The 21,877-nt window shown below is 34.8% G+C and carries 19 protein-coding genes and 3 pseudogenes; 6 read left to right on the forward strand and 16 right to left on the reverse strand.

What is annotated here, in order from left to right:
* Positions 1 to 61: 61 nt before the first annotated feature.
* The 5 genes from OPR58_RS08565 to OPR58_RS08585 form a co-directional block, all read right to left on the reverse strand.
* A complete protein-coding gene (locus tag OPR58_RS08565) occupies positions 62 to 1,624 on the reverse strand; it encodes a Mur ligase family protein (protein ID WP_264687252.1) in 1,563 nt (520 codons plus the stop codon).
* Entirely contained in the window at positions 1,593 to 2,825 is a 1,233-nt protein-coding gene (metC, locus tag OPR58_RS08570; RefSeq protein WP_006013396.1) for a cystathionine beta-lyase, read from the reverse strand. The genes OPR58_RS08565 and metC overlap by 32 nt, the downstream gene beginning before the upstream one ends.
* Before the next feature lie 7 nt (positions 2,826 to 2,832).
* Positions 2,833 to 3,117, reverse strand: coding sequence for a BolA family protein (locus OPR58_RS08575; RefSeq protein ID WP_064085813.1), 285 nt, complete (start codon positions 3,115 to 3,117; stop codon positions 2,833 to 2,835).
* 72 nt (positions 3,118 to 3,189) lie between these two features.
* Positions 3,190 to 5,103: a molecular chaperone DnaK gene (dnaK, locus tag OPR58_RS08580; RefSeq protein WP_265022463.1), complete on the reverse strand. Its 1,914-nt coding sequence runs from the start codon at positions 5,101 to 5,103 to the stop codon at positions 3,190 to 3,192.
* Positions 5,104 to 5,176: 73 nt separating this feature from the next.
* On the reverse strand, positions 5,177 to 6,934 hold the full coding sequence (locus OPR58_RS08585) for an Rne/Rng family ribonuclease (protein WP_265022464.1): 1,758 nt from the start codon (positions 6,932 to 6,934) through the stop codon (positions 5,177 to 5,179).
* 149 nt (positions 6,935 to 7,083) lie between these two features.
* On the opposite strand from OPR58_RS08585, the gene rpmG reads away from it, so the two are divergent.
* Both rpmG and tnpC (OPR58_RS08595) read left to right on the forward strand, forming a co-directional pair.
* Positions 7,084 to 7,284, forward strand: a complete 201-nt coding sequence (gene rpmG, locus OPR58_RS08590; protein ID WP_012481745.1) for a 50S ribosomal protein L33 — start codon at positions 7,084 to 7,086, stop codon at positions 7,282 to 7,284.
* Between the two features lie 329 nt (positions 7,285 to 7,613).
* Positions 7,614 to 8,957: an IS66 family transposase gene (tnpC, locus tag OPR58_RS08595; protein WP_265022247.1), complete on the forward strand. Its 1,344-nt coding sequence runs from the start codon at positions 7,614 to 7,616 to the stop codon at positions 8,955 to 8,957.
* 423 nt (positions 8,958 to 9,380) lie between these two features.
* Here the strand turns inward: tnpC (OPR58_RS08595) and OPR58_RS08600 are convergent, their stop codons facing one another.
* Positions 9,381 to 10,256 (reverse strand): zinc ABC transporter substrate-binding protein, encoded by an 876-nt coding sequence (locus tag OPR58_RS08600; RefSeq protein ID WP_265022465.1) that lies wholly within the window; start codon positions 10,254 to 10,256, stop codon positions 9,381 to 9,383.
* Here OPR58_RS08600 and OPR58_RS08605 point away from each other — a divergent pair.
* Positions 10,248 to 10,979, forward strand: coding sequence for a metal ABC transporter ATP-binding protein (locus OPR58_RS08605; protein ID WP_265022466.1), 732 nt, complete (start codon positions 10,248 to 10,250; stop codon positions 10,977 to 10,979). The genes OPR58_RS08600 and OPR58_RS08605 overlap by 9 nt on opposite strands.
* Positions 10,976 to 12,397 carry a 2-polyprenylphenol 6-hydroxylase gene (gene ubiB, locus OPR58_RS08610; protein ID WP_010401467.1) on the forward strand — a complete coding sequence of 474 codons (1,422 nt, stop codon included), beginning with the start codon at positions 10,976 to 10,978 and terminating at the stop codon, positions 12,395 to 12,397. Before OPR58_RS08605 ends, ubiB begins: the two co-directional genes overlap by 4 nt.
* 142 nt (positions 12,398 to 12,539) lie before the next feature.
* Here ubiB and OPR58_RS08615 read toward each other — a convergent pair whose 3' ends face one another.
* From OPR58_RS08615 to OPR58_RS08650, 8 genes and pseudogenes are all read right to left on the reverse strand, one after another.
* On the reverse strand, positions 12,540 to 12,722 hold the full coding sequence (locus OPR58_RS08615; protein ID WP_039950478.1) for a TomO hydrophobic C-terminal domain-containing protein: 183 nt from the start codon (positions 12,720 to 12,722) through the stop codon (positions 12,540 to 12,542).
* A gap of 280 nt (positions 12,723 to 13,002) precedes the next feature.
* Complete coding sequence (locus tag OPR58_RS08620; protein WP_265022467.1) at positions 13,003 to 13,428, reverse strand: hypothetical protein; 426 nt, start codon at positions 13,426 to 13,428, stop codon at positions 13,003 to 13,005.
* Positions 13,429 to 13,878: 450 nt separating this feature from the next.
* The gene (locus tag OPR58_RS08625; protein ID WP_265022468.1) at positions 13,879 to 14,295 is read right to left on the reverse strand and encodes an ankyrin repeat domain-containing protein; all 417 of its coding nucleotides are present in this window, start codon (positions 14,293 to 14,295) and stop codon (positions 13,879 to 13,881) included.
* A 55-nt stretch (positions 14,296 to 14,350) separates the two neighbouring features.
* Positions 14,351 to 15,694, reverse strand: coding sequence for an IS66 family transposase (tnpC, locus tag OPR58_RS08630; protein WP_265022247.1), 1,344 nt, complete (start codon positions 15,692 to 15,694; stop codon positions 14,351 to 14,353).
* Between the two features lie 238 nt (positions 15,695 to 15,932).
* Positions 15,933 to 16,880: a thioredoxin-disulfide reductase gene (trxB, locus tag OPR58_RS08635; protein WP_265022469.1), complete on the reverse strand. Its 948-nt coding sequence runs from the start codon at positions 16,878 to 16,880 to the stop codon at positions 15,933 to 15,935.
* The gene (locus OPR58_RS08640; RefSeq protein ID WP_010401485.1) at positions 16,867 to 17,466 is read right to left on the reverse strand and encodes a peroxiredoxin; all 600 of its coding nucleotides are present in this window, start codon (positions 17,464 to 17,466) and stop codon (positions 16,867 to 16,869) included. Before OPR58_RS08640 ends, trxB begins: the two co-directional genes overlap by 14 nt.
* Before the next feature lie 146 nt (positions 17,467 to 17,612).
* A pseudogene (locus OPR58_RS08645) lies at positions 17,613 to 18,239 on the reverse strand (IS6 family transposase).
* A gap of 45 nt (positions 18,240 to 18,284) precedes the next feature.
* Positions 18,285 to 18,674 (reverse strand): hypothetical protein, encoded by a 390-nt coding sequence (locus OPR58_RS08650; protein WP_265022470.1) that lies wholly within the window; start codon positions 18,672 to 18,674, stop codon positions 18,285 to 18,287.
* A 139-nt stretch (positions 18,675 to 18,813) separates the two neighbouring features.
* Between OPR58_RS08650 and ubiH the strand changes: the two genes are divergently transcribed.
* Positions 18,814 to 19,971 (forward strand): 2-octaprenyl-6-methoxyphenyl hydroxylase, encoded by a 1,158-nt coding sequence (gene ubiH / locus OPR58_RS08655; RefSeq protein ID WP_265022471.1) that lies wholly within the window; start codon positions 18,814 to 18,816, stop codon positions 19,969 to 19,971.
* 105 nt (positions 19,972 to 20,076) lie between these two features.
* On the opposite strand, the pseudogene OPR58_RS08660 reads toward ubiH, so the two are convergent.
* Positions 20,077 to 20,463: pseudogene (locus OPR58_RS08660) on the reverse strand (transposase); the annotation flags it as partial.
* A gap of 109 nt (positions 20,464 to 20,572) precedes the next feature.
* Between OPR58_RS08660 and OPR58_RS08665 the strand changes: the two are divergent.
* A complete protein-coding gene (locus tag OPR58_RS08665) occupies positions 20,573 to 21,532 on the forward strand; it encodes an IS5 family transposase (protein ID WP_265022212.1) in 960 nt (319 codons plus the stop codon).
* 47 nt (positions 21,533 to 21,579) lie between these two features.
* Here the strand turns inward: OPR58_RS08665 and OPR58_RS08670 are convergent.
* A pseudogene (locus tag OPR58_RS08670) lies at positions 21,580 to 21,744 on the reverse strand (IS5 family transposase); the annotation flags it as partial.
* Positions 21,745 to 21,877 lie beyond the last annotated feature (133 nt).

Raw genomic sequence — 21,877 nt, forward strand, 5'->3', positions numbered from 1 at the left:
AGTATAACAAGAAGGTAAAAATGCCAGCAGCGTACAGTTATGACTTAAGGAAAAAAGCCATTCAGGCGTTGGATGAAGGAGAGAGCAAAACAGCAGTAGCAAATTTTTGGCCCTCTCTAATAACTTCAACATCACTAAATTCAAGGGATTGGCCTTCTATTATTTGGAATCTTTCATGTCCTTTTCCTGCAACTAGCAGAATCATATTTTCATCATGTGCTATATTTATACCTTTCTCTATAGCTTTTTTTCTATCTCCTATCTCCAGTGCATCAGGGCAATGTAACAAAATATCGTGACGAATTTTCCCCGGATCTTCATCACGCGGATTGTCATCTGTGACTATAACTTTACCTGCAAGCATTTGTGCTATTTTACCCATCTCTGCACGTTTTGTTTGATCACGATTCCCGCCACAACCGAACACTAGAACTATCTTTTTATTGAAGTGCCATTTTAAAGACAACAGAGCTTGTTTGAGTGCACTTGGAGTATGAGCGTAATCGACAAATGCAAAAGTGTTCACTTTTTCCATTCTTCCAGGTGGAGAAGCGAGTTTATCTATACACATTCTTTGATAGTCCATACCAGATGAAATAACTATACCGATTGCACACAACAAATTATATGCTTGAAATTGCCCAAAAATCGGAAAAAATGCGTTATAAATTTCATCACCGATTTGAATTGTTAGGTATTGACCATTGGCAGTGGGTATCTGCTTTAATAAAGTAATGTCAGAGTTTTTTTTTCCATAGGTTATAACTTTGTTGCCACGCTTTTCAGCTATGTTGAGCAACTCTCCATATTCGCCTATATCTGCATTTAAAATCGCTGTTTTTTCTTTTGGCAATACCTCATCAAACAACCTTTTCTTGGCCTCAAAATACTCATCGATACTTTTGTGATAGTCCAAATGATCTTGAGAAAAATTAGTAAAAGCTGCAGCATTGAGCCTGAGTCCATGGATTCTGTATTGATCGATTCCATGGCTTGAAGCTTCTAATGCTAAGTGTTCTACGTTCTTATTATTTATGTCACGCAATGTGGAATAAAGATCATCTGCACTTGGCGTTGTAAGGCTATTATCTTTTCTATTATTATTGACACATGTTCCCAGTGTTCCTATAGACGCTACATTATCTTGCCAAATCTGGCGACAAAATTCCACCACTGAAGTTTTACCATTCGTACCAGTTACAGCAGCAACATATTTAGGTTGTTTGAATTGATAAAACCTGCTGACTATTTCACTGTATATTCCTTGAGGGTCCGAGTGGTAAAGCACTGCAAAACTTGGAGTACTTGTCATTCGAGTAGCGGACACTGGAATCCAGTTTTCATTATACAATTGTCTAGTATGCTTGTTTACAATTAAATTTTCTGGATCCCAGTGTCTGAGCACTGGGATGACATCTTTCTTGGCCCCTTGTATTACAACGTCTACACAGTTGTGTACACATCCATTAGGAAGACATGTTACGTGTTCTTTACTCCTTTCTGACACACAAACAAAAAGGTAACCTTCTTTAACTCTCTTAGGATTACATGTGACGCCTTTGATTTCAATATCAAAGTCAGCATTTACAATGTTATGCAGTAGCTCTTTCAGTCTCACAATCATCTTTAACACTTGAACATGGCAGTCTTATTAATGCAGTATTCAAGTCAAAAATCAAATCTTCAGGATCTTCTAGTCCGCAAAATATTCGCACAAAACTTCCACCATAATCTGAATTCATTACAGATCTTGACATAGATCTATGGTCTACTGGTAATATCAAACTGTCACATCCTCCCCAAGAAGCACCAATGCCGAAAACTTTCATGTGATCAACCATGCAGCCTAGTTCTTCACATGAATATTCTCTATCGAGTACTATACTAAATACGCTACTTGCCCCTTTGAAATAACTTTTCCATAAATCATGCTGAGAATAGGAAAAAAGTGCGGGGTATAAGACTTTTTTGATTTTTGGATGTTTTTCCAGCCACTTTGCTACTTGCATTGCTGTACTTTGATGCTTCCTCATGCGTGTTTGCAGTGTTCTAAGTCCCCTGTGTGCAAGGTAACAGTCATGCGATTGAATGGTGACTCCATAATTTTTATAGCTCTCATAAAGCAATTTAAAAATTTTACTTTCAGCAACCATAGCTCCCATCACTAGATCTGAGTGACCGGCTAGATACTTTGTCACCGCGTATAGTGCAACATCAATTCCATAATCAAGCGGCTTAAACAACAAAGGAGTGGCCCATGAATTGTCACAAACGGTTACGATTCCACGTGCTTTAGCAACTTTTACTATATGCTCTATATTTGAAATCTCAAACGTTATGGAACCAGGAGTCTCAATCATGATGAGTGAAGTATTACTCTGAACTAAATCAGTTATATCCTGTGTCGGATTATAAAAAGTTACTTCTACTCCTCTTTTTGGTAGCTCATTTTCGGCAAATCTCTTTAGCCTATAATAACTATTATCTTGTATCAAGACATGCGAACCTGCTTTAGTGAAAGTCAAAATAGCAAAAGTAAGTGCAAATAATCCAGAAGGGTAGATGAGTGCTTGTCCCCTACCCTCAATTTCAGCCAGTGCATTTGAAAAATAATGAACAGTAGGCGTACCAACATTACTGTAACTGTAATCCCTTGCAACACCATCATTGATTACATCGTATATACTTTCTCCATTTGCTGCATTTAAGTAGTCCTTGTAAGTAGGAAATAATATAGTAGAAGAATGATAAACTGGTGGGTTCATCGACCCTTTATAATCATTAAATTTTCTTCCTGCTTTAACTAATAAAGACTCTTCGTTCACATTTTTATTATTTATTTTTTAGATTGTATTCGCTTTGCGTATACAAGTGAAGAGAAATCGCATGTAATCGCTCTATTTCACTCTTTAATAATTCATAGATCAATTTATGCCTCTTTAAAGAGCTCATTCCAGAAAAGTCGTTAGATATTAATACTAATTTGATATGTGAAGGTAGTGTCGAAGAAGAAGCAAAATAATGATCTACATGCTTTGCTGATTCATCGATAATATTAATATCAATTACACCTATTGAATCGCGTAATTTTTCTTCTATTGTCTTAATAATATCCACAATAGTTCCTTTAAGCAACAATACGCTCCTCTTGTCATCCCACAGTATCTGGGCACTGGGATGACAATCGAATTACTTATTCTCTTCTTTATTATCCATGTCTTGATAATCAGAATCTACTACTTTTTCTTCCTCATTATTTGTTGTGGATGAGCTTTCTCCACCTTGTTGTTGTTGAGATTCCTTATACATAGCTTCTCCAAGTTTCATAGATAACTGAGAGAGGTTAGTAACTTTCTGTTGTATTGAATCAGCATCATCAATGTTGTCAGATTTACTCACTTCCTTTAACTCATTAACTGCATTTTCAATAGCAGATTTATCTTCTGGAGAAATTTTATCACCATATTCTGTCAGAGATTTTTCTGTAGAATGAACTAAACTATCCGCTTGATTCTTCACTTCAATAAATTTCTTACGCTTTTCATCTTCTTGTGCTTTTTCCTCAGCTTCTCTCACCATCCGATTTATTTCATCCTCCGATAAACCACCTGAAGACTGAATACGTATTTTTTGCTCTTTTCCAGTAGCTTTATCCTTTGCAGAAACATGCGCTATTCCATTTGCATCTATATCAAATGTCACCTCAATTTGAGGAACCCCGCGAGGAGCAGGTGGTATTCCTTCTAAACTAAACTGACCAAGCAGTTTATTATCAATCGCCAATTTTCTTTCACCTTGATGTACCTTAATTGTAACGGCTGTTTGGTTATCTTCTGCAGTTGAAAATACCTGAGATTTTTTTGTGGGAATAGTAGTATTACGTTCAATAAGTGGAGTGAACACTCCCCCTAGAGTTTCAATACCAAGAGAAAGTGGAGTTACGTCAAGTAGTAACACATCTCTTACATCACCTTGAATAATTCCTGCTTGTATTGCAGCCCCAATTGCTACAACTTCATCAGGGTTAACTCCTCTATGTGGATCTTTGCCAAAGAATTCTTTAATTTTCTCTATGACTTTTGGCATACGAGTCATGCCACCAACAAGAACTACTTCACCAATTTGACTAGCAGACAAACCAGCATCTTCAAGAGCTTTTTTGCAAGGAATTATAGTCCTTTCAATTAAATCATTCACTAAACTTTCAAGCTTTGCTCTTGTTAGCTTCATATTTAAGTGTTTTGGGCCACTTGCATCAGCTGTAACAAACGGTAGATTTACTTCTGTTTCCATTGCACTTGACAATTCTACCTTTGCTTTTTCTGCAGCTTCTTTGATTCTTTGCATAGCCATTGGATCGTTTTTCAAATAAATGCCATTACTTTTCTTGAATTCACCCAGTAAATAATTTACTACTGCATTATCGAAGTCTTCCCCTCCAAGGTGAGTATCACCATTTGTAGCCTTTACTTCAAAAACTCCGTCACCTATTTCAAGAACTGAAACATCAAATGTACCACCACCAAGATCATACACTACTATTGTGTGTCCGTGCTTTTTATCAAGACCATAAGCAAGTGCTGCAGCAGTTGGTTCGTTAATTATTCTGAGGACATTTAATCCAGCAATTTTTCCTGCATCTTTTGTTGCTTGACGTTGAGAATCATTGAAGTACGCCGGCACTGTTATCACAGCATCCTTTACTTCTTCCCCAAGATAAGCCTCAGCTGCTTCTTTCAGGTTTTGTAGTATAAATGCACCAATTTGACTAGGAGAGTATTCTTTACTATCAGTTGTTTTAACCCATGCATCACCATTTTTTGCTGCAAATACCTTATACGGTACACCTAGATTCTTCATTTCAGGATCGCTATATTGGCGACCTATCAATCTCTTAGTTGCAAAAAAAGTATTACTTGCATTGGTAGTTGCTTGCCTTTTTGCTGGAGCACCAATCAACCTTTCTCCAGATGAAGTAAATGCAACTATAGATGGAGTAGTTCTTGCTCCTTCTTTATTCTCAATTACTTTTGTATCCTTGCCTTGCATTATTGCAACACAAGAATTTGTTGTTCCAAGATCTATACCTATTGCTCTTCCCATAATGAATACTCCCTTTTAAATATTATCTGATGTAAAATATATAAGTATAAAACTCGTTAATTACAAGTCCCGTTTAGTTGTTAGAGCCCAAAAGGCGCGAAAGCCATTTAGTTAACCAAAAGTTGCCCGGTAGTTTATCTGAACTACCAGCCTCTTTATCCCTGCTATTCACAATTTGACATCCAGAATTCTGCAATGGCTTATAATCATTAAAATTAATATGGTCTCCTTGCTTTAAAATAAATGTATCTGCATCTAAACTATTATCAATACTAACATTTAATGTAATATTGAACTCTTTTTCGATTGTAGAAACCATATCACGCTTATTATTAAAAATGTGCGCTATAACTGCACTGCGTGCTATTAAATCAAAGGACTTATTTTGATTTTTATTAGCAATATGTTGCAAATCCCTTAGTATCGATGCAACAACCACTTCGTTTGATTTCACTCTTCCAATACCTTTACAGCGTAAGCACTCTGTAGTATTAATTTCCTGTATATTTGGTTTAATTCTTTGTCTTGAAAAGACCATTAAACCAAAGTCATTGATAAAGCTAAATTGAACTTTAGCTTTATCATCTTTAAACGCCTGCTTGATAGCAAATTCAACATTTTTGCAATACTCAAGTTTCAACATGTCAATAAAATCAACAACTATTAACCCTGATAAGCCCCTGAGATTCGCTTGCCTTGATATTTCAGATAATGCCTCCATATTAGTTCTATAAGCTGTTTCTTCTATGTTATCTTCTCCTGTCATTTTCCCTGAATTTACGTCTATTGAAACAAATGCCTCAGTTAAGGTTATCACCAAAGACCCACCAGATGGTAATTCTACTCTATTGCTATATAATTCAGAAATTTGATCTTCGACTCGATAGTAAGTAAAGATTGGAACAGAGCCTCTATATAACCTAGGACTTAATTTCCCTTGTAACACATTTTTAGTGTATTTTCTTACCGCTTCACAAACTTCTCTATCAGATACTATAATTTCTGTATCATTACTACAAAAGTCACGTACAGATCTCATAACTACATCTGCTTCGTTGTAAATTAATGATGGAACATTTAAAGAAGAGAAGTTTTGCTGGATATTTTGCCATAATAAGGTCAAATTATCGTAATCTTGCTCAATTTCTTTCTTACTTTTTCCTGCACCAACAGTTCTTACTATTAAACCTGAGCCTTTTGGTAAATTTATTGAATTTAATATATCCTTTAACTGTTTTCTAACGTTGGTATCTTCAATTCTGCGAGATACTCCACCCCTACTTATGGAATTGGGCATGAAAACACAGTATCTACCGACCAAAGTTACGTATGTTGTAAATGAAGCTCCTTTATTTCCTCGTTCTTCTTTAGTTAATTGAACCAATAACTTTTGATTTACTGAAATCACATCTTGTAACTTATATTTTCTATGTAAAGGTACCTCCCTCACAAAACCACTGCTGGATTCATTACTAGCTGTAGAATCCAGGCCTTCTTCTGTGCAATTATCATTTGAACAGTCCACACCGCTCGAATAGCCTTCGTCAGGGAAAATTTCCTTCTCTTTTTCTGGAATATTAAAGTAATTTAGAGATATCTCAGAAAAAGACAAAAAACCTTGCTTATTTTTTCCATACTCAATGAACACGGCCTGCAAAGCAGGCTCTATACGCTTTACATAAGCAACGTATATATTACCTCTTAATTGTCTTTTTTCCTTGAATTCTTGTTCAAACTCTACAACCCTACCATTAACTAGTAGGGCAACCCTTACCTCGTTAGAACAGGTAGTACTTTCTATCAATAATAACCTTTTGCCATCACTCGCCACTTATTTACCGTCTGCTTTTCATTCTGAAATCTTTTTATACTACTTAATATATTATTGATTGTCAAGAATTTTGCGACCTGCATTATTGGGTTGACTTTCAGTGTTTTGCGTTCTAAACTTGCATAGAGTTTATTATATCACTAACAATTATGGCGAAAAAAAATGCTTCTTTGCTTGTCAAGCTAGTTAGCACTGCAACTAAAACAACAAAAACTGGAGAAGAGAAACTAACAGGCTATTTTTGTGTAAAAAAACGTAATCCTAAGAACCTTCCCAAAAAGCTCGAGTTTAGGAAGTATGACCCAGTGGTCAGAAGACACGTATTATTTAAAGAAGAAAAATTAAAGTAAGTTTATTGTTATATATAGTTTATAATCAAGTTATACTCTAATAATAGAGTTCAGAGATATAATGGAAGGGAAGGTGAAACTCATAGTGTTGATCATTACACAATTAATAAACATAAAGTATAAAACACAGAAAACGCTCTAAAACCTAAAGTGTCACACGGTAACCGTTCACGCAATGGCGTCAACTTAAGAGCCTTCATTAGCAGACTCTCCTAAAGACATGATGGCGTTTAGGCTTATCAACTTTGTCCATTCACGGTATAAGAAAGTAGTTTACAAAAATTGCATAATTAGTATAAAAAACAATAAACTAGATAGATGAGGGGTTGATGATAGAGGTGCTACAAGAAAAGATTGTGGTATTGGAGTCAGAAGTTGGTACTCTGAAAGCAGAGAATGATAAGTTAAGGACAAAAATAATTGAGCTAGAGGATAAGCTGGGTTTAAATTCAAAAAATTCATCGCTGCCACCATCGCAAGATGTATATCGCAAAAAGACAAAAAAGAAGAGCGATAAAAAACCAGGCGGGCAGCCAGGACATGAAGCGCACAAGCGGGAATTGATGGTAGCAGATGAGGTGGTAAAATGTTCAATTGATACAATTTGCATGTGTGGAAGCCAAGTTATTTTAGAAGAAGAAACTGTGCATCAAAAGGTTGAATTGCCAAAAATTAAACCGATAGTGACTGAATATAGGCTACAAAAAGGCTACTGTAAGGCGTGTAAGAAAAGGATCTCAGCTAGTCTGCCTGAAGGTGTGACAAGGGATCTTTTAGGAGCTAATGCAAAAGCAGTAATTAGCAGTTTTAGTGGATTTTTTATCAATTCAAAAAGGGAAGTACAGCAAATTTTGAGCAGCATATTTAATCTGAATATAAGCCTAGGTTTGGTATCAAAGACCGAGGGTAGAGTATCAGAAAAATGTATATCTGAATACGAAAAAATAAGAGAAGAGCTACGGAAAAGCAAGTATTTACATATAGATGAAACAAGCCATAGGAACCAGGGAAAGAAAGGTTGGAGTTGGGTAGTAACGAATAAAACAGCAACACTTATGAAGTTAGTTGGATCTCGCGGAAAGAAGATATTAAAAGGGCTATTGCCAGAGTATGATGGAATAGTTATAAGCGATAGGTATGCTGCGTATAATTACTTTAATCGTGAAAACAGACAGATATGCTGGGCCCATTTAGCAAGGGACTTTGAAAGGTTTTTTTACAGTAAAAATGTTGAAGTGAGCAGAATTGGCGCAGCATTAAAATCGCTGAGCAACAGGGTATTTGTGGTAGATAGAGCACGTAAACAAAACCTGATAGACAATTTAAGATTTTTCCGGTTAATGAGGAAGATTCGAAAAAGGGTGAAACATTTTTTGCGAGAGATAACAAGGGTTGCAAAAGGAACTCAGGCCTCGAGAATGGCTGCCAATATACTACGTTCTGAAGATATGATGTGGAGATTCGTGCGCAATCCTGATCTGATCGAGACAACCAATAACCTTGCAGAACGTCAGGCTAGACGGTACGTCATTTATCGTAAAAATAGTTTTTTCACTTGGTCAGAACGTGGAGAAAAGTTCATTGAAAGAATGCTTTCGATATTTTTGACTGCACGTTTGAATGATCAGAATCCTGTCCAGAAACTACAGAATTTAGTCGCTATTCCTGCCTAATTGGGAATATTCCGTGAACGGTTACTGTCACACGTTAGTAGGTCAAAAATCTAAGGGTTTTCCTTAGAGGGTTTATTGGACTAGATCGGATCAATATATAAACGTAAAAATAACCTGAGCTTGCCTAATATAAAAAGGTTCATGTAATTTGAATACAGAGTAAGCAGTAAAATGGCAAAATAAAATAGATAAAAAAATAGAAGTAAATGCAGACACTGATTTTTCATAAATCAAAAGGTGTGCTAAGAATTCCAGCATCACGTGTATAGCCGTGCGGACATTGTGTTAATTTGCGTAGTAGAAGGTGTCATCCCAGTACTTGATACTGGGATGATATACTTCTGGTAGATAATGTCGGTATAGTTGTGATTGGAATAGAAAGCACTAAGTTTGCAATGCTATCTGAATAGATAAAAGAACTCATTACTCAGTGAAACAAGACTTGAAATTTTGTGCAATGCTGCTGATTATATCTAGATATGCATCCTTTCCAGGCTCTACATCTGATCCAATAGGATCAAGAATCACCATTTTTACGTCACTAGAAAAGACATTAGGCTTTATGCTATCCTCTCGTGAATGAGAAACAATACATTTAACGTTTTCCTCTTTCATTACCTTTTTTAATTTCATTAAACTCTTCATACCTATGTAAGAATCCTCTTCTATAGAAAGAATGGCGCTTGGGTAACTTAAATCAAAATATTTTTCGAAATATTGATAAGAATCGTGAGTAACTATGTATTTTTGATTTTTTAACTCATCCAATTCTTTCGTAATTTTTTCTACTTCTTGGTCTATCTTTCTTATAGCCTCCTCTGCGTTAGTATTGTATCGATAGGCATTTTCTTTATCTATATTAGATAATGTTGCACTGATAGAAAGTATCATACTTTTTGCATTTTCAGGACTCAGCCAAATATGCAAATCTTTTTCATCTTGAATGTGACTAGAAAATGAATGTGGTCGAGCAGGAAGTAGATCGATTGCACTTGATAGCGGTATTAACTTCTTATTTTCTTTAGCGAAAGTTTTAATGAATGTTTCCAAAGAATCATCGATATAAAATATAATATTACTAGATTCTAATTTACTTGCATCTGAAGGCCTGAGCATGTAGTTATGTTCAGACACTATTTCGTACATTAGTAATTCTGGCTTTGAAATCCCATCTGTAACAGAAGCTACAAGTGAGTGTATAGGTTTGATTGTAGCTACAATTTTTAAATTGGATGAAAAGGCACTATTGTAGTATAGTGTAAGTGAAAGTAATAGAAAAAAAATCAGTAAATGTCTCATATAAATATTGAGAAGAAGTCAATTTTTGCCAAAAAATTAAGTAGTGTCAATAACTGCATTCTAAAAATAGAAAACCTTACTCTTTCATACGGTAATAAAAAAGTTCTTGATAATATCAACATATCAGTACAAAGAGGAGATATAGTTACAATACTTGGTCCAAATGGCGGAGGTAAAACCTCTTTAGTGAAAGCAGTTGCTGGTATAAATAAAGGTTTTATTGGCAGTATTGTATTCGCTGACAATATAAAAATTAGCTATATGCCACAAAATTTTAGTATTGGTAATTTGATGCCAATAACAGTTGAGTCTTTCCTTTTCAATAGCTCCTCGAAGAAATTGAAGAAAAATCAACCCATTGTTACAGAAGCAATAGAATTGGTTGGCATCGGTAACATTTTAAAGAATCAAGTATTAGAAATTTCTGCAGGACAAACACAACTACTGCTACTTGCACGTTGTTTAATTTCAGAATCTGATTTGATCATTTTAGATGAACCAGTCAGTGCAATGGATATTAACGCACGAGCTAAATTTTATGATATTATAAATAAAATCGCAAAAGAACGATCAGTGTCGATTCTCATGACTTCTCATGACCTTAACTCTGCTCTACCATCCTCAGATTACATAATTTGCATAAATAATACTATCTATTGTCAAGGTAAACCTGATGAAATTATGGAGATAAATGAAATATTTGGCAGTTACGCAGCGAAATGATTCAAAATATTCTACGTCTTCTGCAAATAACTACAGTGCTAACACGCTACAATGTGTTACCTTATTTACTTCCACCATCAAAAAAATCAATAAATAAAATACAAGGTCATAAACTAAAGCGTGCTCTTGAAAGATTAGGTCCGGTGTTCATTAAATTTGGGCAATCCATTTCATCACGCACTGATATTTTAAATGAGGACATAACAAATAACTTGCTATTGATATGTGATAGATTGCCATCATTTTCGTATAAAATAGCAGTTAAAACTATAGAAAGTGAGTTTAATTGTAAATTAAGCGACATTTTTTCAAGTTTTTCTGAAAAGCCAATTGCAGCAGCATCAATTTCTCAGGTGCATAGAGCAGTTACAATTGAGGGTAAGGAAGTTGCTGTAAAGGTTTTGAGGCCAAATATTGAGAAAACATTCTCAAGGGATATAAAAATGCTTTCTTGGCTTGCAGAAATTGCAGAAAAATTTAGTGAACAATCAAAAAGGCTGAAGCCAGTTGAATTAGTCAAAACTTTTGCTGAAATTTGCCGATTAGAGTTAGATCTACGCTTTGAGGCTGCCCACTCTTCGGAACTGAAGGAAAATACTAAACATGACAGAGGTTTCTACGTACCTGAAATAGATTGGAGTAGAACTTCAAAAAAGGTTTTAACATTAGAATGGATGGAAGCTATACCAATATACGAAGTTGAAAAGCTGAATAACCGAAAGCAAATAGCTATCAATCTTATAGAATCTTTTTGTAATCAGGTATATAGGGATTGTTTTTTTCATGCTGATATGCATCCTGGAAATTTAATGATCGATAGTAATAACAATATTATTGCCCTGGATTGTGGAATCATGGGTAGAATAGATCGTGAGACATGCTATTACGTTATAGAGATACTCAAAGGCTTTTTAAATAGGGATTATGATCACGTTGCAAAAATGCACTTTAGAGCCGGTTATGTTCCATCACAGCATAGAAATTTTGTTACAGCTTGCAGAGCAATAGGTGAGCCCATTGTTGGACAGCCTATACAGAAGATTTCATTTGCTCGATTACTTACTCAGCTACTAAAAATAACTGGTGATTTTGATATGAAAGTTCAAACACAATTGTTATTGCTGCAGAAAACTATGATTTTATTAGAAGGAACATGTAGGAAAGTCTATCCAGAAATCAATATGTGGAAAGTAGTTGAAACATGGATAAACAGTCAACATGAAAGTAAAATAGGGTATAGGGAAAAAATTAAAAGCTCTTATCCCATCAAAACAATCCAAGGAATATTTAGCCTTATAGAAAAATTAAACCTAATAGCTGACAAAAAATTACAAGTGAAAAATAGATCAAATGGAAAAGCCTACTTTTTACTTTGGTCTGTAATTATAATTCTCATCGTTAAATTTTTAATTTCTTAAACTAAAAGATAATAAAAGCAAGTTTACAACAACTATTTAAGTCTTGAAACCACTCAGGTTCACATTCACTCGAATTATCAAGGTATTTTCAGGATGTATAAAACTTTCAGCAGAGTTTAGAGAAGAAGTAAAAACCTTAACTCTATCTTAAACTGATAACATTACCAAATTCAGTGCTTGTCACATCACTCAGTACTGTACTTGCTTTATATGAACAGTAGCACCCAATTGCAATGAAAACAAGTGCAGCTACAGCAAGTGAAATACATATTTCTAAATTCGATATTGTTAAACATGCACCAATAGCAAACGCTCCAGATAACACAAAAGAGGCAGAGGCATAGTTACTTTGCCTTCTATTATAAATGCTTGCTTCTGAAAGTTTTCTGTTTTTGTTCTTTGAGTCTTGATTTTGAGCTTGAAGTTCTAATCTCTCTTGCCTTAAATCCCTTTCTAACTGTGAAATTTTGTCAGTGTCTCTTGTTCTTTCACTTACGACCCTATCCAGCTCTTGCTCTTTTTCTCTAAGTCGAATTTTTGTTCTTTCAAGCTCATCTCTAAGGTTTTCAAGTTGACTTTTTTCTCTAGTAAGTCGAGCTACTTGATCAGTGAGAGTGTGAATTCTTTCCTGATTTATCCTGCCTTACTTGTCTCAACTCCCTTTCTAACTGTGAAATTTTGTCAGTGTCTCTTGTTCTTTCATCTACGGTCCTATTCAACTCTTGCTCTTTTTCTGCAAGTTGAGCCTTTGTTCTTTCAAGTTCACCTTCCAGGTTTTCAAGTCGCTGCAATTCTTGAGCAATAAACTCATCGTTTATTTCCGGAGCAACATTATGTGCATTTGCTGAAGGCTGTTCCATACTTGCAGGAAATTTCTCATTGAGATAATTTTTAATAGATTCAATTGGATTATTAACATTCCTCAACACAGCGGTGACAATTGCACGATTTATGAAGCAATTATCTTCTACTAATTTTTTTACATAATCCAAATCTTTTCTATTAATAGCATCAGTTAATCGCTCTTTCATAGCTTTTTCAATGATTTGCTTCAATCTTGAATTTTGCTCTATAGCTGGTATTGGTTTTATTTGACTAAAATCTAGGTCTTTATGTTTTAAAAATTTAGTCAGTACTTCTTTTTTATTTTCCTCTGTTATTCCTTGTAAACATGATTTGATAATCAGGCTAAGTGGTGTTTCTATTTCTCCATTTGAATTTCTTTTCCAACAATTAGGGTTGAGTTCTTGATTTAATAGTCTTTTTGCTCGGTCAATATTTCTGTTAGAAAGAGCATCTAATAATTCTTTTCCTGTTTGTGCTTTTTGTATTTCTATTGTAAGATGTGGAAACTCCTTTTTTTGTATTCGCCCTATTTTTTCAATATATCCCTGAGGAGTATAAAAAAACCATTGTTTGTACTCTGCATGTTTTATAAGCTCTGCTCTGAAACCATTATATCGAGGCTCAAGATATTGATCCTAAAGAAGAAAAACTTTGTTTTTAATGTTTGTATTCATGTTAGGATGTCTAAGTAACATCTGTACAAAATTCCTATTTTCCATGAGAAAGGCTAGATGTAGAGCTGTATTGGATTCTTTAGTTTCTTGAGCATTAATATTTAAATTCTGGTGCTGTAAAAGCAAAGTCATCATTTTTAAGTTTGTAGGACTATCATCAACACCCATGATAATAGTCATTAATGGTGTATATCCCTGATCAAACGTATTAACATTCGCACCTTCTTCCAGAGCTCGCTCAAAATCTCCTAGCTTTCCTTCATCAATAGCTTTAAATAATTTTGTTGTTGATTGTCCTGAAGTTGTTTGATTTTGAGCTCGTAATCCTGTATCATTAACAACACTTCTTCTAAAACCTACATTACTTCTCGAAAGCATACTAAATTCTCCTCAATCTATAATTTATTGGTAACCGTTCACGGAATATTCCCAATTAGGCAGGAATAGCGACTAAATTCTGTAGTTTCTGGACAGGATTCTGATCATTCAAACGTGCAGTCAAAAATATCGAAAGCATTCTTTCAATGAACTTTTCTCCACGTTCTGACCAAGTGAAAAAACTATTTTTACGATAAATGACGTACCGTCTAGCCTGACGTTCTGCAAGGTTATTGGTTGTCTCGATCAGATCAGGATTGCGCACGAATCTCCACATCATATCTTCAGAACGTAGTATATTGGCAGCCATTCTCGAGGCCTGAGTTCCTTTTGCAACCCTTGTTATCTCTCGCAAAAAATGTTTCACCCTTTTTCGAATCTTCCTCATTAACCGGAAAAATCTTAAATTGTCTATCAGGTTTTGTTTACGTGCTCTATCTACCACAAATACCCTGTTGCTCAGCGATTTTAATGCTGCGCCAATTCTGCTCACTTCAACATTTTTACTGTAAAAAAACCTTTCAAAGTCCCTTGCTAAATGGGCCCAGCATATCTGTCTGTTTTCACGATTAAAGTAATTATACGCAGCATACCTATCGCTTATAACTATTCCATCATACTCTGGCAATAGCCCTTTTAATATCTTCTTTCCGCGAGATCCAACTAACTTCATAAGTGTTGCTGTTTTATTCGTTACTACCCAACTCCAACCTTTCTTTCCCTGGTTCCTATGGCTTGTTTCATCTATATGTAAATACTTGCTTTTCCGTAGCTCTTCTCTTATTTTTTCGTATTCAGATATACATTTTTCTGATACTCTACCCTCGGTCTTTGATACCAAACCTAGGCTTATATTCAGATTAAATATGCTGCTCAAAATTTGCTGTACTTCCCTTTTTGAATTGATAAAAAATCCACTAAAACTGCTAATTACTGCTTTTGCATTAGCTCCTAAAAGATCCCTTGTCACACCTTCAGGCAGACTAGCTGAGATCCTTTTCTTACACGCCTTACAGTAGCCTTTTTGTAGCCTATATTCAGTCACTATCGGTTTAATTTTTGGCAATTCAACCTTTTGATGCACAGTTTCTTCTTCTAAAATAACTTGGCTTCCACACATGCAAATTGTATCAATTGAACATTTTACCACCTCATCTGCTACCATCAATTCCCGCTTGTGCGCTTCATGTCCTGGCTGCCCGCCTGGTTTTTTATCGCTCTTCTTTTTTGTCTTTTTGCGATATACATCTTGCGATGGTGGCAGCGATGAATTTTTTGAATTTAAACCCAGCTTATCCTCTAGCTCAATTATTTTTGTCCTTAACTTATCATTCTCTGCTTTCAGAGTACCAACTTCTGACTCCAATACCACAATCTTTTCTTGTAGCACCTCTATCATCAACCCCTCATCTATCTAGTTTATTGTTTTTTATACTAATTATGCAATTTTTGTAAACTACTTTCTTATACCGTGAATGGACAAAGTTGATAAGCCTAAACGCCATCATGTCTTTAGGAGAGTCTGCTAATGAAGGCTCTTAAGTTGACGCCATTGCGTGAACGGTTACATTTATTGACATAATTATAAAAAAAACAAAGAAAATTGCAAGTAATTTAGTTAAAAATTTTAGAACTAATTATGATTCCAAAAATTTTTCTGCATCAAGTGCAGCCATGCACCCTGTACCTGCTGCAACTACTGCCTGGCGATATACCTTATCTTGAACATCACCAGCAGCAAACACCCCTGCCCTACTGGTTAGAGTTGTTCCAGGTTTCGTAATTATATAACCTTGCTGATCCATTTCAACAAAGCCCTTAAAAATACCTGTATTTGGTGCATGCCCAATTGCAATGAACACTCCATCCACTTTTAATTCCTGAACTGTATTGGTTTTCGTCGATTTAATTGTAATGCCAGTAACTTTTTTAGGATTTTCTTCTCCAAGAATCTGCTCTACGGTATGATTCCATATTACCTTTATCTTATCATTTTTAAAGAGCCTGTCTTGCATTACTTTCTCTGCTCTTAACTTATCACGCCTGTGTATCAGTATAACTTCCTTAGCAAATCGAGTTAAAAATATTGCTTCTTCAACAGCAGTATTTCCACCACCAACCACAGCTACAACTTTATTTCTAAAAAATGCACCATCACAAGTTGCGCATGCCGAAACTCCGTAACCTTGAAATTTCTTTTCACTCTCCAGGCCAAGCCACTTCGCTTGCGCACCAGCTGCGATTATAATTGCATTCGAATAGTAGTCACTAGCATTACCACAAGATCTAAATCTATACTCATTAGAATCCTCAAGTTGTTCAACGCTTTTTATTTCGTCATCTATTATCCTTGCCCCCACCTTCTCTGCATGCAACCTCTTTTGTTCCATGAGTTCTGGACCTTGTATAGAAATAAAACCTGGATAGTTTTCAACATCCGTAGTAATTGTAAGCTGACCACCAGGTTGCATTCCTGTTACTACAATTGGCTCTAAATTTGCACGTGCTGCATATATAGCAGCAGCATAACCCGCTGCTCCAGATCCAATAATAAGAACTTTTGTACTCAACTTATAATTCTGCACTGTGTGAGTTTAGATAATCAGCCACTCCTTCATCGCTTGCCTGCATTGCTGGCTTACCTTTTTTCCACCCTGCTGGACATACTTCACCATGCTCTTCATTATGTTTTATTGCATCAATAATTCTAATAAACTCATCGATATTACGCCCTAAAGGAAAATCATTTATCGATTGATGACGTACAACAAACTTATCATCAATAACAAAAGTTGCTCTTAGTGCAATTGAGTCATCATATAAGACCCCATAGTCTCTTGATATAGACTTTTTGATATCAGACACTAAATTGTAGCTAACCTCTCCAATACCACCATCATTAACTGGAGTGTTTCGCCATTTATAGTGTGAAAATTTTGAATCTATACTTATTCCTATCACTTCAACATTACGTTTTGAAAAATCTTCTATTTTGTTGCTAAATGATATCAACTCAGTTGGACAGACAAAAGTAAAATCAAGTGGATAGAAAAAAAGGACAGCATACTTATCCTTTATATGTTTACTTAAACAGAAATCATCAACTATTTTTCCACTAGCAAGAACAGCCGAAGCAGTAAAATCGATAGCGGATTTTGTTACAAGATTCATAACTAACCTATTCATTCTTAATATTTATAATTTTATACCTTGATACATTTACATGCAAGTTTTCTTTAGCCCCAATCCTATAAAAAAGGTTCTGTCGCATCTATAAACCATAGGAAAGAAGATCATTAAAGGTGGGATTATAGGAGTTATGAAGCCATTAACATAGCAAAATTCTCAAAAGTAGAAACATTATTTAATAATTTGTCTTTTTTGAATCATACGAATATTTTCTATGCCTGTGATGGTAATCTTTGCGGAATGGAAGCTTTTAAACCCAAGCATTGGCTTTATTAGTTTTTTGATAAATCTATCAACAATATTATTTAGATATTTTATTTGAAGGACTGTAATCTTCAGAAATTTCTGCATTCAAATCATCAAGAGCAGCAGTATTACTGCCGCTTTTATCAATTACAATTTTCTCAGGAAGATAGTTACTCCTGAAGGCTTTACGAAAGAATGCAAGTGCTGCAGACTTGTCTCTACTAACACACAAGAGGAAGTCTACAGTATATAAATAAACCCATTTACCGTTTAATTTAATGTAAGTCTCTCCAACTACTACCAACCTGCTTCTTTCTTTTCCTTACTGCCTCATCTATCAGTGGTGATAACCCACCTTTGTAACGTAGCATTTTGCTCCCCTTATACTCATCATTTCTTCCAAATTTCGATAGCTCAAAGAGAATCGACATTTCATGTATACAGATAACATCCGCTGAAAAGCTAAATCCTTTGAAATATGGCAACAATTTTTGATTGATACGAAACATCTTTGCTTTTTTTTAGACAATTATATCATTCTTCTTTCTACTTCCCTACAAATGCGACAGAACCTTTTCATGATACTGTTTATAATCCTCAAGACTCTTTGATATTTTGCCTTTTAACTCTTCTTGCGAATCTTTGCTTTTTAACGTTTCTTGCAAATTTTTGTCTTTTAACAACTCGTTAGCGTTAGATTTTTCAATTTTTGGCTTCCACTCATCATATGTATATTTTTGTTTCCCACCATATTTTGTACCATAACACTCGCTTCCTGCATTAAATATTTCTTCGTTACAGATTTTATCAACCTGATAAAAGTAATCGCTTATATTAATTTTATCGCTAGTTAAAGTTTGTCTAATTGCTGCTTTATTTTCTGCAAGTTCTTCTCTGTACTTGTTAATGCAATTTAGTAATTCTTTTTTGCAATCTGTAGTCATAAGCTGTTTCCTTTAATAAAATAATTAATACTTTATTACTAATCTGAGGTATACTAAGGTAGTGATAAGAAGTCCAGCATCTACGAAGTTTATTTAAACTATTTTCAAAACGAATAAAATGTAATTTTAGGTAAATAAAATGAATTACGATGTAATCATTTCAGGTGGTGGGCTAATTGGTCTTATTACTGCTATTGGCCTGAGTAATGACTCTGTATCTGTAGCCGTAATTGAGAAAAATAGTTTACCACGTGCAGTTGATGATAATCGAGCATTTGCCATTTCTCAAGGGTCAAAAAAAATACTAGAAAAATTAGGGATTTGGCAGTTCTTAGAAGATGAAGCTGAACCAATACTTGATATATGCATATTAGATGGAGATAGCCCATTTACTGTTCATTATGACCATAAAATGGTTGGTGAAGAGCCAATGGGTTATGTAATCAAGAGCGCTATTATATGGAATGCAATTAATAATAATTTTTTGCATAAACTCAATATATATTCTCCACGTTTCTATAAAACAATCGCTTGTGACGAAGGATACGTGGAAGTTACTCTTGATAATGATCAAAAATTGATATCATCGCTATTTATCTGCGCTGAAGGTAAAAACTCTAAGCTGCCAGAGTTGTTTTCTATAACAATAATAAAATTTGATTATAAACAAAATAGCATGGTATTTAATGTAAAACATGAACTACATCACCAAAACTTAGCTGTAGAGCGGTTTTTTCCTGGTGGTCCATTTGCAATTTTGCCAATGAAAGGTGGCTATACTTCTTCAATAGTTTGGACAGAAAAATGCGAAATTTCAAAAATGCTGATGAGCTTATCTGAAGACGAGTTTATCATAGAACTCAAAAAAAGATTTGGTTCTTATTTTGGAGAAATTGAATTAGAGGGTGAAAGAAAATCTTACCCTTTGAGTTTTACTTTTGCGAGAAAGCTTCATAAAAGCAGAATTTTGCTTATTGGCGATGCAGCACATTCAATCCATCCAGTTGCAGGTCAAGGACTTAACCTTGGAATGAGAGATGTAGAGAGTGTTATTAGACAAATAACTGCTGCAAAATCCTCTGGCATTGATGTTGGCAGTAATTATCTATTGAAGAAAATTTCACGTGATAGATACTTTGATAATTTTACTATGGCACTTGCAACTGATGGACTAAATAGAATATTTTCCAACAGAATACTTTGCGTTAAAGTTCTGAGCAATCTTGGTTTAATGGTAGTTGAAAATTCAGATTTTCTTAAAAAAAGCTTCGTTCGACATGCTATGGGGTTTATATAAATCATTAGATTTCTTTCATCATAATCAGGTGTCATTAGAGTAGTTGACACTGGAGCCCAAATTCCATAATGTCATGCCAGTGCCCAGACACTGGCATCTACCGTCTTAAACATCAAGATAAAAATTATTGTTTTTTATCATAGCATTTAAACAAATGATGATTTTTCTCATTACAGCAACTAAAGCAACTTTAGCGGCTTTGCCGGAGTCAACTAAACGCTGGTAAAATACTTTCATTTTTTTATTATGACGCATTGCAACCACAGCAGACATGTATAATGCTTTTCGAGCATAAAATCTGCCACCTATGACTTGGGCCTTGCTTACTTTCCTTCCGCTTTCACTAGTTTTTGGTGCAACTCCAACTAGACAAGCTATTTCCTTATTATCTAACCTGCCAAGTTCAGGTACCTCTATGAGTAGGATACTTGCGGTTTTCCGTCCAACACCTTTATAGCTAGTTAGCAGTTTGCTTTTTTCCTTCAAATCAGGAAGGCTTTGTTGCATAGCTAGTGTTGGTTGAGGTTATTGTAAGGAGAAAAGCTTATGGTTACTAACGCATTTTGTTGTAAAATAGGCATTTTTCAAACAAGTATAACTTATGCCACAAAAAATGAGAGTAAGTAACCAAAGAGAATATAATGAGTTTCTAAAAAAAAGAGGAAATGTTTTTCATTTTGTTAATCAAGCCATAGAAAATTGGTATGAAAATAGTCCAAAAGTTGCAGGTGGCAATAACACTTATAGTGATAAAGTTGTAATTTTAATACACATAATAGTTCATCTTTTTAGAATTGGCTTGAGACAAGCTGTAGGTTTTGTAAAAGGTTATATGGTACAAATAGGCAAAAAACTTAAGATTATCAGCTATACACAAGCTTCCAGAAGATTTAAAAAGCTTAATTTGAAGATTGATGACCATAGAAGCAATAAAGATGATCTGGAAAATGTTGAAATTGCCGTAGATAGCACTAGAGTTAGTATCTACAATAATAACGGTGGGCATAGTAAGCTTAATATTCGAAAAAGAAAATACAGTGGTTATGGTCAAGTAAGAAAATTACATGTTATTTTAAACATAAATGATAAGAAAGCAATAAGCATGAACTACACTAGTGGTGTTGCTGTAGACTATTTGCCGGTCTGCGATATGTTAGAAGAAGTCAGTGATAAATATAACATTTGTTCTATTCGAGCAGATGCGGCTTATGATATAAAAAGTGTGTATAAAGAATGCAGAAAATACAATATTGTGCCTATTATTCGCCCTAGGAAGGATACTAAAATTTGTTTAGCTGACTACTTATCAGAAAGAAACAAGTATATTAGTAGAATTAGGTCATATGAGAATTATGAAGATGGTATTAATGAATGGAAGAAAAAAGTTAAGTATGGAGCACGGTCTTATATTGAAGTCTTTTTCTATAGGTTGAAGCAAATATTTGGGTTTGGCTTGAAAAATAAATCAGAGGTAAATCGTGAAAAAGAGCTGTTAATTAAGTGCTACTTACTGAACAAATTTACTGATATTGGTATGGCTAAATTTAAATTAGCTGCGTAAGTTCATTGTGATTTACATGCCTATCAGTGCTATGCAACAAAGCCATCCAGAATCACGACCTTATCGCTATAAATATAGTTGCCACCAGCCATTTTTGGACCTTTTTCGTACCAATTTTCTATGGCATCATTGACGTAATAAAAAATATTTCCCCTCTCTTGGAGAAATTTGTTATATTCATGGCAGTTACTGACTCTCATTTTTTGTGGCATATTTTTCTTTAGTAGGTTAAATGCTTGTCTTATAGTGAATTTTGTCAGTAACTGCCAGTTCTTTTTATTTGACCTATGCAACAAAGCCATTCCAGCGTCACGCACTGGAATGACAAGAAAAAGGGTACTGGCA

The organism is Wolbachia endosymbiont (group B) of Ischnura elegans (genome assembly GCF_947251585.1).
Classification (GTDB): Bacteria; Pseudomonadota; Alphaproteobacteria; order Rickettsiales; family Anaplasmataceae; genus Wolbachia.